This window comes from Cohnella hashimotonis, from assembly GCF_030014955.1.
Taxonomy (GTDB): Bacteria; Bacillota; Bacilli; order Paenibacillales; family Paenibacillaceae; genus Cohnella; species Cohnella hashimotonis.
This window is the reverse complement of the sequence record NZ_JAGRPV010000001.1, coordinates 7,454,350-7,466,906: the sequence shown is the minus strand read 5'-3', so window position 1 is coordinate 7,466,906 and position 12,557 is coordinate 7,454,350. Positions and strand designations below refer to the sequence as shown.

General features: G+C 60.9%; 7 protein-coding genes. 4 read left to right on the top strand and 3 right to left on the bottom strand.

The window, feature by feature from the left end; translation table 11 throughout:
• Positions 1–160 precede the first annotated feature (160 nt).
• The 3 genes from KB449_RS29715 (at position 161) to KB449_RS29705 (ending at position 5,486) form a co-directional block, all read left to right on the top strand.
• Positions 161–2,182 (top strand): exosporium glycoprotein BclB-related protein, encoded by a 2,022-nt coding sequence (locus tag KB449_RS29715; RefSeq protein ID WP_282911810.1) that lies wholly within the window; start codon positions 161–163, stop codon positions 2,180–2,182.
• Positions 2,183–2,322: 140 nt separating this feature from the next.
• Positions 2,323–3,495, top strand: coding sequence for an acyl-CoA dehydrogenase family protein (locus tag KB449_RS29710; RefSeq protein ID WP_282911809.1), 1,173 nt, complete (start codon positions 2,323–2,325; stop codon positions 3,493–3,495).
• A 53-nt stretch (positions 3,496–3,548) separates the two neighbouring features.
• Complete coding sequence (locus KB449_RS29705; protein WP_282911808.1) at positions 3,549–5,486, top strand: ABC transporter substrate-binding protein; 1,938 nt, start codon at positions 3,549–3,551, stop codon at positions 5,484–5,486.
• Positions 5,487–5,601: 115 nt separating this feature from the next.
• Here the strand turns inward: KB449_RS29705 and KB449_RS29700 are convergent, their stop codons facing one another.
• The 3 genes from KB449_RS29700 to KB449_RS29690 form a co-directional block, all read right to left on the bottom strand.
• On the bottom strand, positions 5,602–6,828 hold the full coding sequence (locus tag KB449_RS29700; protein ID WP_282912940.1) for a M20 metallopeptidase family protein: 1,227 nt from the start codon (positions 6,826–6,828) through the stop codon (positions 5,602–5,604).
• 198 nt (positions 6,829–7,026) lie between these two features.
• Complete coding sequence (locus KB449_RS29695) at positions 7,027–9,276, bottom strand: ABC transporter ATP-binding protein (RefSeq protein ID WP_282911807.1); 2,250 nt, start codon at positions 9,274–9,276, stop codon at positions 7,027–7,029.
• A 66-nt stretch (positions 9,277–9,342) separates the two neighbouring features.
• Positions 9,343–10,239, bottom strand: a complete 897-nt coding sequence (locus KB449_RS29690; protein WP_282911806.1) for an ABC transporter permease — start codon at positions 10,237–10,239, stop codon at positions 9,343–9,345.
• 298 nt (positions 10,240–10,537) lie between these two features.
• On the opposite strand from KB449_RS29690, the gene tnpC reads away from it, so the two are divergent.
• Positions 10,538–11,995 (top strand): IS66 family transposase, encoded by a 1,458-nt coding sequence (gene tnpC / locus KB449_RS29685; RefSeq protein ID WP_282906813.1) that lies wholly within the window; start codon positions 10,538–10,540, stop codon positions 11,993–11,995.
• Positions 11,996–12,557 lie beyond the last annotated feature (562 nt).

Sequence of the window (12,557 nt, the reverse complement as noted above, 5' to 3'; positions counted from 1 at the left end):
GGCACATCTATTTCATATAAAAATCTGTCGAATTTTGTTAAAATGTTTGTATTATTTTAGGAAGGCTTTGTAGCTTTGTTGGACAAGCCACGTTCTCATAATAAGACATCGGAGGAATGAATTCGTGTTGAAAAAGAAAACGAAAACCGCCGCGGGCTTATTGCTGCTCGCCGCTACCCTGGTTGCCGCTCCCGTGAGCGCCGCCAGCGGCGTGACGCTTAACGTCAACGGCTCCAATATCCAATACCAAGTGTCCCCTGTATTGGTGAACAACACTGTGCTGGTGCCCATGAAGGACATCAACGGCACGCTTGGTGCAAGCGTCAACTGGGACAATGCTTCGCAAACGGTCACTGCGGTTAAGGATGGCGTTAAGGTAGTCGTAAAGGCTGGGGAAAATACCGCAACGGTTACGACGGATAGCGGCGTTCAGACGGTCAGCCTGCAGGCGCCGGCGCAGGTCAAGGACGGCCGCGTGCTGATCCCGGTCCGCCTGTTCGCGACGGCGTTCGGCGCCGATATCGGATGGAACCAGCAGACGCAGACTGTGAAGTTGAGCTTCGACGACACCACTTCCGGTAACGGATCCGGCGCGAAGGGCGAGACCGGCGCTCAAGGCGCGAAGGGCGATAAAGGCGACAAGGGTGATAAGGGCGATAAAGGCGACACAGGCCCCACTGGCTCGAAAGGTGCTGACGGTGTCGGTCTGAACGTCGCTGTGGATTACAGCGCCTCGGCTGCCTCGAGCTATGCGCAGTATCAGATCGTCCTGTACGATGGATCGGTTTACATCGTGCTGAAGGCTGCACCTGCGGGTTCGCCGGATACGTCGGCAGATTATAAGCTGATCGTGGCTAAGGGCGCGAAAGGCGATAAAGGAGATAAAGGCGACACGGGTGCAACCGGAGCTGCCGGCGCAAAGGGCGATAAGGGTGACACGGGAGCAGCAGGTGCGAAGGGCGATACGGGTGATACTGGCCCGCAAGGAGCCAAAGGCGACACTGGTTCGACAGGCGCAACGGGAGCTACCGGCGCTAAAGGCGACCAAGGCGAAGTAGGCCCTGCCGGTCCTACTGGCGCGAAAGGCGATACCGGAGCAACCGGAGCAACAGGTGTAAAAGGCGACCAAGGTGAAGTTGGCCCTGCCGGTCCTACTGGCGCGAAAGGCGATACCGGAGCAACCGGAGCAACAGGTGTAAAAGGCGACCAAGGTGAAGTAGGCCCTGCCGGTCCTACTGGCGCGAAAGGCGATACCGGAGCAACCGGAGCAACGGGCGCTAAGGGCGACCAAGGGGACGTAGGGCCTGCGGGTCCTGCTGGCCCGACAGGCGCCAAGGGCGACAAGGGCGACACCGGCGCAACCGGTGCTGCCGGCACGACTGGCGCGAAAGGGGCGGATGGCGCGGGCTTTGAAGGCGCAGTGGTATTCAACTCGGTGCAGGCTCCGTTGTATCCGCAATACCGGGTGGTAACTTATAACGGATCCACATATGTTGCACTGGTTGCAGGGCCAACTGGCACGCCGGATACTTCTCCAGATTATCTGCTAATCGCAGCCAAAGGCGCGGACGGCGCTCCAGGCCCTGCTGGACCTGTGGGGGCAACCGGCGCGCAAGGCCCGAAGGGTGATAAAGGCGACACCGGCGCCCCAGGTCCAGCCGGCGCAGCCACTATTATCCCCTACGCCTCCGGCCTACCAGTAACGGTTACGACCATAGCGGGGGGGCTTCAAGGCACGGGCGCATTAATCGGGTTCGGTAATTCGGTCTCGGGTGTATCCGCGCTCGGCGGTAATATCGATCTGACAGGTGCCGCAGGTACGCTGCTTAACTTCGGCTTTAGCATGCCGAGAGCGGGTACGATCACTTCAATCAGCGCTTATTTTACCAATACCATGGCACTTACCCTCCTCGGCACGACGGTAACCATAACCGCGCAGTTGTACGCGTCAGAAACGCCGAACAATACATTCACGCAAATCCCTGGCGCGACTGTGACGCTGGCGCCTGCTATGACAGGCATACTGGCCCTAGGAACGACTGCGAACGGGATCACGACAGGGCTCAATATCCCCGTGACGGCGCAGACACGTCTACTTATGGTCTATACGGCTACAGCGACTGGCCTGACTCTGATCAATACCATACAAGGTTACGCCAGCGCGGGCGTGGCCATCCAATAACATTTGCGTCTTTAATCCACCGACAGCCCTGCTTCCGCAGGGCTGTCTTTTTACACAATTGCGTCGCTTGATCCGCCTGGCGGAACATGCTAGGCTCTTAAGCAATAATGAAACAGAGAAAAGTACCGGAGGCGGATGAGATGTCTGACACCTTTGCGAGAACGGAAACCGAGCGGGAGCGCCTCGCGCTGATCGGAGAAATGGCGGATTCGTTCAAGCCGCTGGCCCAGGCTGTCGACCAGGAAGGCGGATTTGCGTTCGAATCGGCGGAGAAGCTGCGCGCGTCAGGCTATACGAAATGGCCGGTTCCGCGTGCGTATGGCGGCGAAGGTATGACGGTCTATGAGATGGTTCTGTACCAGGAGCGGATTGCGATGGGCGATCCGGCGCTGGCGCTGGCAATCGGCTGGCATGTGAGTACGGTGGCCGAATTGGCGGCGAAGAAGCCGTGGAGCGAGGACAAGCTTGCGCCGTTTTTGCGGGCGGTCGCCGAGGGCAAGCTCATGAACCGCGCTGCGACGGAAAAAGGGACCGGGAGCCCGTCCCGCGGCGGCAAAATGCAGACGACGGCCGAGCAGCATGGAGAAGGGTATGTGGTCCGGGGGCGCAAGACGTTCACGTCGCTCGCGCCGGTGCTCGATCTGGTCGTCGTCAACACGACCCTGATTGAAGGGGATACGGAAGGGCCGGCGGATTTCCTGATCCCGATGAACGCGCCAGGCGTCTCCGTGGACCCGGTCTGGAACATGATGGGCATGCGCGGTACGGGCAGCCACGATCTCGTGCTGGACGACGTCATCCTGCCCGCTGAAGCGCTCGTCTATCGCGCCCCTCCAGGCAAGCGAGGAGGTCCTGCCAACCCGTACCTGCTGCACGTGCCCGCTTGCTACCTCGGGGCCGCGCTCGCCGCGCGCGAAGAGGCGCTCGCCTTCGCCGCCTCGTATCAGCCCAATTCGCTCGATCGGCCGATCCTCCATCTGCCGCATATCGGCACGCTCATCGGCGAGATCGACATCGAGCTGGCGGCTGCGCGGCATTTCATGTACAGCGTCGCCGCGCGTTGGGAGCATGTCGTCGCCGACGAGGCTGCCGGCATCGCCGAGCTTGGCGCGGTCAAGGTGTTTGCGATCCGCACGGCGCTATCGGTCGCCGACAAAGCGCTGCGCATAACCGGCGCGCACGGTCTGGCCCAGACGCATCCGCTGCAACGGCTTTTCCGCGACATCCGCTTCGGCCTGTCCAATCCGCCGATGGAGGATGCGGTGCAGCGTTTGTACCATCAGCAGGCGCTGCGGGAGACGGGGCAGGCGTGAGAATTGCACGATAATAAATGGAAATCTGCGAATGCGTGTCGGGGTGCGTCCACATGACAGAATCTGAAACAATCGGCGATTGGGCAAGCGTGCCGGTCAAGCTGCTTGATATTCGTCTCGCGACGTTGAGGCGGGGAGAGGCGTTCGCGCCTTACCGCTTGCCGGCGCATGGATTCCTGCTTGCCGCCCGGGGAGAAGCGCAGTTGCTGCTGTGCAGCAGGCAGGTCGTTCACCTGCGAGATCAACTGCTGCACGTCTGCAAAGGGGATAGCCTGCAGATTCAGTGTCTAAGCGAGTCCTACGCGTATTATTTGGTCCTGTACAAGCCGGTTTTTAAAGCAGAAGGGGGGCGTGTGGCCAAAGGGCGCACGAGCGCGACGGCTTCAATGACCTCCAATTACGATTATAGATGCCCCGAGCCCTGGCAGCTTCGGCAGCTCGCCGAGCAGCTGCACCGTTCGTGGACGGAGGGAGGCGAATTGGAGAGGGTGCTCGCAACCGGATTGTTTTATCAATTCGTCTACGAGCAGTTCCGTCAACTGCGGCTTGCCAAGGAGGCGCATCGGTCAGACCTGGCGGAGCTGATCGCAGGCTACCTGCGCGTTCATTATCGCGAGCTTGCTTCGATGGACGAGCTTGTCCGAGCGTTTCACTACAGCGCCCACTATCTCTCCCGGGTATTCAGGCGCAAGTACGGTACAAGCCCGTTGGGATATCTCGCGCGAACGCGTATGAACCGTGCCAAGGAGCTGCTCGCCGAGACGAGCATGAGCATTCGGGACATCGCCGAGAGCGTCGGGTACGCCGACATGTACTACTTTAACAAGCAATTTAAAAAGCAGCTGGGCATGACGCCGGTTCAATCCAAGATGCAGGTGCTCGGCACGACAGGTTCAATTCGTCCCAAATTTGCGCCCGAATCGTTCATTGCCCAGGCGGCTGACGCCGATTATAGTGTTGATGATAATGATAATTGTTATCACTCATCATCGATACGGAGCGTGAACGAAGTGAAGGTCAGCAACAAGCCGTCCATGGCGGCTAGCCTGTTGTTCGGCATATCGCTGCTGCTTGCCGCATGCGGCGGCAATGGCGCGGGGAACGGAGAGTCGGCACAAAGCTCGCAGCCTGCATCCGCGAAGGCGACGACGGCAGCGGAATCGTCGGTGCAAACGCGGATGTACAAAGATGCGCTGAAGCGGGAAACGGAGATCCCGGTTAATCCGGAGCATGTGGTTGTCGTTACGTATGGCGGTTATCTTCTCCCGTTGGGGCTTAGCCCGGCCGGTGCGGACGATGCTACGCTGAAGCAGTATCCTGAAGAGATGACGGGCGTTACGAATATCGGTGAGGGTCTGGGCAAGGAAGAGGCGATCGCGGCGCTTGACCCGGATCTGATCATCGTACCCGACTATTACGACGCAGCCGACTACGAGAACTATGCCAAGATCGCGCCCACGATCGCTGTGGCCTGGGGCGGAGACCCTGATGTCATCAATACGCTCCGCACGATGGGCGATATTATGAACCGCGAGACGGAGGCGGAAGCGTGGATCTCCGAGTTTGAAAAGAAGCTTCAGCGTATCCGGGACCAGATCGACGTGCGGATCGAACCCGGTACGACGGCGCTCACTTTCGTTTATTATGACAAGGAGATGCTGATCGGAGGAGAAGGGGGCACGCTCGGCAAATTAATCTACCAGGATTATGGCTTCCGGATGCCCGATCAGTTAAAGCAATACGCGGATGGCGGGACTGCGCTCTCGTTAGAAGCCTTTATTGCAAATCCTGCGGATTACTATTTTACGCAGATGAGAGAAGACGAGATGGAGGAACTGACGGAACTGTTCAAGGATCCCTTGTACAGCACGCTGCCAGCCGTCAAAAATAACCGCATCATCAACGTCAGCCGGGAAAAGTGGAATTACGGTCCGTATCGCGTCGACGAAGCCGTCGACGAACTGATCGCGCAGATTAACAAGCTGCAGTAGAAGGGAAGCCGGCACTGGCCTAAGCCAGTTTGCCGGCTTTGACATACCAGGCTGCCCCGCGCGGGCCGCCTCCTGTTCGTATGCGTCCCCGGTGCTTCGTCATGCCGTCATGCCGTTAGGCGGTCGGCCGTTCGGCCAATGTCAGTGCCAGGAACAGCTTGCCGGCGTGCAGCAGCGCGCGCTCGTCGATGTCGAAGTGGGGATGGTGATGCGGAAATTGGGTTCGTTCTTCCGCGTTGCGCGCGCCGACATGGATGAACGCACCCGGACGCTGCTCCAGGTAATACGCGAAGTCTTCCGCCCCCATCACCGGATCGAGCGCGATGAACGCCTCTTCGCCGAGCGCTTGCGCGATGGCACGGAGGGCGGTCTCGGTCTTATCGGGATCGTTGACGAGCGGCGGATAGCCGTTTGCGTATTCGATCTCGCAGCTCGCGCCGCCGGCCGTGCTGATGCCCTCCGCGATCGCCCGCACGTCGGCTTCGATTCTCGCGCGAAGCGCAGGATCGAAGGTGCGTACGGTGCCTTCGATCTCCGCGACGCCGGCGATGACGTTAAAGGCGGTCCCGGCACGGAACACGCCGATCGATACGACGGCGGACGCCAGCGGATTCACCCTGCGGCTGACGATCTGCTGCAGGCCGCCTACGATCTGGCTGCCGATGACGAGGGCGTCGACCGTGTCGTGGGGCCGCGCGCCGTGCCCGCCTTTGCCGATGACCTTGATCTTGAAGGCATCGACGGCGGCCATCGCAGGACCGGCGCGAAGACCGGCGCGGCCGAGCGGAATTTCCGAGGAGAGGTGGATGCCGTAAACCTCGTCGACGCCTTCGAGGCAGCCGTCCTCGATCATGAACCGGGCGCCGCCCGGCGGCTTTTCCTCCGCGTGCTGGAAGAGGAGCACGATGTTGCCCGCCAGCTCGTGGCGGTGCGCCTGCAGCACGCGGGCGACGCCGAGCAGCACGGACGTATGGCCGTCGTGGCCGCAGGCGTGCATCGCCCCGACCGCCGTGGAGCGGTAAGGCGCATCCTTCTCGTCCTGAATCGGCAGCGCGTCAAAGTCGGCGCGCAGCGCCAGCGTCGGACCGGGATGTCCGCCGCGGATATAGCCAACTACGCCGCCGCCCGGCAAGCTGTCAGTGCGCTCTTGAGCGAGATCATGTTCCTCCCGCCAGCCTACGCCTGTCCGCGTCTCGATCCCGAATTCCCGCAGCTTATCCGCCACGAACGCCGGCGTGCGGCGTTCAGTGAACGAGACCTCGGGATGCCGGTGCAGATGCTGCCTCCAGCCGATGATCTCCGCCTCCGCGCTCGCCAGTTCCTCGTACAATCGATCCAGCAGGCTCATGTGTACAATCCTCCTTTAAGATGACTAGCCGTTACATCTACTTTCCCACTTTGACCGCCCTCCCTGCAACAATGTTTACAAACTTGCAGCAGCTTTTGCCGCCGATCGCGCGCTACATGTCGGTGCTTTTCTCGCTTACAGCAGCTCGAGTTCCGCGTAGCCGCGCTATTCTCGCTCGCAGCTCCCGGCTCCTTACTGGAGCGGATAATGGCAGGCGACGGAGCGATCGCCGTCCAACGGCAGCAGCGCCGGCGATTCGGATCGGCATTTGTCCGTCGCCAGCGGGCAGCGGGTGTGAAATCTGCAGCCCGCCGGCGGACGCGCCGGGGACGGGATCTCGCCGCGAATGGCGGCGGGTTCGGTTCGCAGCCGCGGATCCGGGTGCGGGATGGAGTCGATGAGCGCTCGCGTATAGGGATGGGCCGGACGCCGGAACAGCTCGCGGCTCGGCGCAATCTCTACGATCCTGCCCAGGTACATGACGGCGATCCGGTCCGAGATATGGCGGACGACGTGCAGGCCGTGCGCGATAAACAGGTATGTCAGCCCCAGTTTCTGCTGCAGGTCCTGCATCAGGTTGACGACCTGCGCCTGCACCGATACGTCCAGCGCGGACACGGCCTCGTCGGCGAGCACGAACTTCGGATGGAGCGCGATGGCCCGCGCGATGCCGATCCGCTGCCGCTGGCCGCCCGAGAATTCGTGGGGATGCCGACTTACGATGCCGTGGTCGAGGCCGACGGCCGCGAGCAGCTCTTCGACGCGCTGCTTCTTTTCTTTGCCGGAGAGTCCATGATGGACGGCGAGCGGTTCGCCGACGAGATCGCCGACGTTCCAGCGAGGATCGAGGGAGCCGTACGGGTCCTGGAAAATCATCTGCATATGCCTGCGCGTCTGCCGAAGCCGCGAAGCGCCGAGGCGGGTCAGGTCCTCGCCCTCGAACAGCACGCGTCCGGAGGTAACGGGCTCCAGCTGCAACAGCAGCCGGCCAAGCGTGGATTTGCCGCTCCCTGATTCGCCTACGAGGCCAAGCGTCTCGCCCTCGCGAATCGAGAAGGAGACACCGTCCACCGCACGCACGAACGTCCGGGAACGTCCAGGGAATCCTCGCTTGATCGGATAGTACTTGCACACGTCCTCCACCCTGAACAGCTCGACGGTCCCGGCCTTCGTTTGCTCCGTCTGCGTCGTCCCGATTTCATCGCCGGCTTCATGTACGACGCGGACTGCTTCCGGCATGGGTGTATCGTGAAAAGGCAAACCGCGATTCGACGCCCCTGCCCTGGCTTCCTCGCGATACGCTGCCACGGCCGTGGCTTGCCCGCGAGGTGCTGCCACGTCTGCGGGCAAGCTGCGATCAGATACCGCGGCCGCAGTTGCACCGGGGTCAGGCAATGGGATCACCGTCGCTGCCTCGCCGCGATCCGTCGCTTCTGCTTGCGCCTCTCGGGCGCTAAGCGTGCCGTCCTGCAGTAGCGCATCCGCGTGCCAGCAAGCGGCTTCGCGGTCGCCACGCTTGACGAGCGGCGGCGCCGACGCGCGGCACCGGTCTGTCGCGTGCGGGCAGCGGGGATGGAACACGCAGCCCTCCGGAAGCTTGCTCAGGCTCGGAATGCTGCCCGCGATGGCGTACAGCCGATCGCCCTTCTCCGTGTCGAGCGTGGCGACAGAGCGCAGCAAACCGCTCGTATACGGATGATGCGGCTGCGCGAACATCTCGGAGACCGTCGCCTGCTCGACGATGCGACCGGCGTACATGACGACGATCCGGTCGGCGATCTGCGCGGCGATGCCCAGGTCATGCGTGATCAGCAGGATCGACATGCCGAACTCCGCCTTTAGTTCCTGCAGCAGGTGGAGGATCTGCGCTTGAATCGTCACGTCGAGCGCCGTCGTCGGCTCGTCCGCGATGAGCAGCTCCGGCCCGCAGGACAGCGCGAGCGCGATCATCGCGCGCTGGAGCATGCCGCCCGACAGCTCGCTGGGGTACTGCTTCATGCGCAGCTCCGGCTCCGGGATGCCGACCCGCGCGAGCAAGCTCGCGGCATGCGCCCTAGCCTCGGCCTTCGTCTTGCGCTCGTGCCGCAGGATCGTCTCGACGATCTGGTAGCCGATCGTGTAGACGGGATCGAACGCGGCCATCGGCTCCTGGAAGATCATCGCGATCCGCTTGCCCCGGAGACTGCGCAGCTCGCCTTGGGTAAACGCGGTTAGATCGACGCCGTTCAGCGCGATACGGCCGCCTTCGATATGCCCGTTCTCGTAGTCGACAAGGCGCATGACAGCCTTCGAGGCGACAGTCTTCCCGCTGCCAGACTCGCCTACGAGACAGACGGTCTCTCCCGGGGCGATCGTCAGGGACACGTCGTGCAGGGCTTGCAGAAATCCGCGCTTCGTGCGGAAGCCGACGGACAGTTGTTCGATCTCTAGCAGGCTTTGCATGACAGACTCCTTTCTGTGTAAGGGACCGGACGTCCTCGACTCGGCAGACGCGATCCTTGGCGCCGCTCAGCCTTCCTTGCGCTTCGGATCGAGCCGGTCGCGCAGCCAGTCGCCGACGATGTTGACGGCCAGCACGAGCAGCGTGATCGCGAGACCGGGGTACGTGCAGATCCACCAGGCTACCGTCAGATAGCCGCGTCCTTGCGACAGCAGCGCGCCCCAGTCGGGAATTTCTTTTAATACGCCCAGTCCCAGAAAGCTGAGGCCGGAGCCGGTCAGGATCGCGGTGCCGATGCCGAGCGTCGCCATGACGAGCAGCGGGGAGAGCGAGTTGGGCAGCACGTGTTTCCAGAAAATCGAGAAGGGCGTCGCGCCGATCGCCCGGGAAGCCGTCACGAACGGCCGGCTCTTGATGCTGATCGTCTGTCCGCGCATGACGCGGGCATAGCCGGGGACGGATGCCGCCGCCACGGCCAGCACGATGTTGCCGAGACCCGGTCCCATCGCGGCGGCGATCGCCAGCGCCAGCAAGATGCCTGGAATCGTCATCAGCACGTCCACGATCCGCATCAGGACAGCATCCACCGCCCCGCCGATATAACCTGAGATCGTGCCGATCGCACCGCCCGCGAGACCTCCGACCAGCACCGACATGAAGCCGATATACAGCGAATCCCGGCTGCCGTACACGACGAGGCTGAGAATGTCGCGACCGTAGTAGTCGGTGCCGAAGGGGTGAGCGGCGCTAGGCCCTTGCATGATCGCGTCCAGCATCATGTCCGTCGGCGAGTATGGCGCGATCCACTGGGGAAAAGCGGCGCAAATCGCGATGATCAGGATCAGTGCTCCTGCGGCGTAGACGAACAGATCCGCCGGCTTGATTCGTTTTGCGCGTCCGCGATAGGCGGGGAGCTCCCACTTCCGGCGCTGCAGCACCGCCTCGGCAGCCGTCGATTGTCTCATCGGGTTTCACGTCCTTTCGTTTGTATAGACCCAAATGTGTATGGGCCGATTGGTGACGAAGATCAGGGCGCGCCGCCACCGGTCAGAAAATAATGGTTAAAAGGCAGCTATTTCTGCGGATGGCCTTCGAGTTAAGGAAATAAGGCTCAAAAGGCAGCTATTTCACCGACATACGCACAAAGCGGGACAAAACGAACAAAATAACTGCCTTTCGAGTTACTACTTAGGTCCACCCTTTTAGTTTTCTGGATATAGGTGTAAAAGATTATACCTATACGTTCAGAAACGGGGTAACCGAATGATAGATAAGAAACTCATCAAGCAGATCAGCCATAGCGATCCTGAGACCATCGAGGCGTTCATTACATCGCTGGTCGATCAGTTTACCGCTACAATCGAGCAGTATACCGCTAAAATTGAGAAGCTTGAAAACCGAATCAAAGACCTCGAACGTCAGCTTGGCCAAAACTCCCGCAATAGCAGCAAACCGCCTTCAAGTGATGGTTTCCGCAAACCGACCAACTCGCGGCAACCCGGCGGAAAAAAGGGAGCGCCAAAGGGCCATGACGGACATACGCTGCTATTTTCTGAAGCGCCGGATCACGTCGTTCATCAAACCCTATCCGTCTGTGGCGCTTGTCAGGCGTCGCTCGAAGCCGTGCCGCCTTTGGACTACGAGAGACGTCAGGTTTTTGACCTGCCTGCGCCACGCGTAGTGGTCACCGAGTATCGCTCAGAGAAAAAGCGTTGTCCGCATTGCAGGTGTACGCAGCGCGCCCTATTTCCTGAGGGCGTGAATGCTGCCACACAATACGGCGACGGGTTTGCAGCCTGGACTGCGTATTTGAGCGCGTTTCAAATGATTCCGCTTGCGCGTATTGGGCAGCTCTTTGCCGATTTAACCCGTTACCGTCCGAGCGATGCCACACTCTTGTCGTACCTTAAAGTCATGCATCACCGACTAGCACCGGCTGAGCAACATGCGCGCGAGGCGCTGCTGAAAAGCGACCATCTGCATTGCGACGAAACGGGCCTTCGTGTCCAAGATCACGAGCACTGGCTACATACTGCCTCCACTGCCGATTACACGCTATTTACCGTTCATCCCAGCCGCGGAAGTGTGGGCATGAAAGCAGGAGAAATCTTGTCTACTTACACGGGAACGGTGATGCATGACAGCTACGGCGCTTACTTTAAAGATGAATTCTCCTTCTCCCACTCGCTCTGCTGCGCCCATCTGCTTCGTGAATGCCAGGGGATAAGCGAGCATGACAAGCATACCTGGTCGACGCGGATGAAAACGTTGCTGCAGGAAAGCTGGAAGACAGCTTCGGACCACCGAAAACGAGGTGAGCCTTTGAGACAGGAACACATCCAGCAGATGCAGCAACAGTACGACGAAATTCTAAAACAAGGTGAACTGGAATGGTCTAAAGACCCCGTTCGCCCCAAAACCGGCCCGAGAGGCCGAAAAACGAAAAGCAAAGCGGCGAATTTGGGACAGCGGTTCCTGAGTTACAAGGACGCCATTCTCCGCTTTCTTTATGATGCCAAGGCGCCCTTTGACAATAACCAAGCCGAACGCGATATTCGCATGGTGAAAGTTAAAGATAAGGTTTCAGGCTGCTTTCGCACAGAGCAAGGTGCAAAGGTTTTTGCGCGCGTACGCGGCTTCATTTCCACGCTTCTCAAGCAACAACTCCCTGTACTCTCCTCCCTTTCAGCCGCACTCCGCGGCACTTTTACTTTCGGTTGACCTAAGTAGTAACCCTTTCGACAACTATTCGCCAAAACGAGAGGGTGCGCGCCGGATTAACTGCCTTTTAGCAATTATCGCCGCTTCCAACGCCTCCGCCGCAGTGTCACGCCATCGCACGGCGCCATCCGCAACCTTAGCTGCGCGCGTCCGCACCCCAGCCGCAGTGTCACGCCATCGCACGGCGCCATCCGCAACCGTAGCTGCGCGCGTCCGCGCCCCCGCCGCAGTATCACGCCATCGCACGGCGCCATCCGCAACCGTAGCTGCGCGCGTCCGCACCCCCGCCGCAGTATCACGCCATCGCACGGCGCCATCCGCAACCGTAGCTGCGCGCGTCCGCACCCCAGCCGCAGTGTCACGCCATCGCACGGCGCCATCCGCAACCGTAGCTGCGCGCGTCCGCACCCCAGCCGCAGTGTCACGCCATCGCACGGCGCCATCCGCACCCCCGTCGCATGTCACGCTGCCACGCCAGCGCTACCCGGGAGCCGGCAACTCCGCCGCAGCCTCACGCCTGCTTCCACCGACTCACCCGCTCGCCTGGCCGCATGTCTACGCT

Excerpts from the sequence above, each read along its gene's own strand:
- KB449_RS29690 (WP_282911806.1), bottom strand. The coding sequence starts at position 10,239 with ATGAGACAATCGACGGCTGCCGAGGCGGTGCTGCAGCGCCGGAAGTGG.
- KB449_RS29695 (WP_282911807.1), bottom strand. The coding sequence starts at position 9,276 with ATGCAAAGCCTGCTAGAGATCGAACAACTGTCCGTCGGCTTCCGCACG.
- KB449_RS29705 (WP_282911808.1), top strand. The coding sequence starts at position 3,549 with ATGACAGAATCTGAAACAATCGGCGATTGGGCAAGCGTGCCGGTCAAG.
- tnpC (WP_282906813.1), top strand. The coding sequence starts at position 10,538 with ATGATAGATAAGAAACTCATCAAGCAGATCAGCCATAGCGATCCTGAG.
- KB449_RS29710 (WP_282911809.1), top strand. The coding sequence starts at position 2,323 with ATGTCTGACACCTTTGCGAGAACGGAAACCGAGCGGGAGCGCCTCGCG.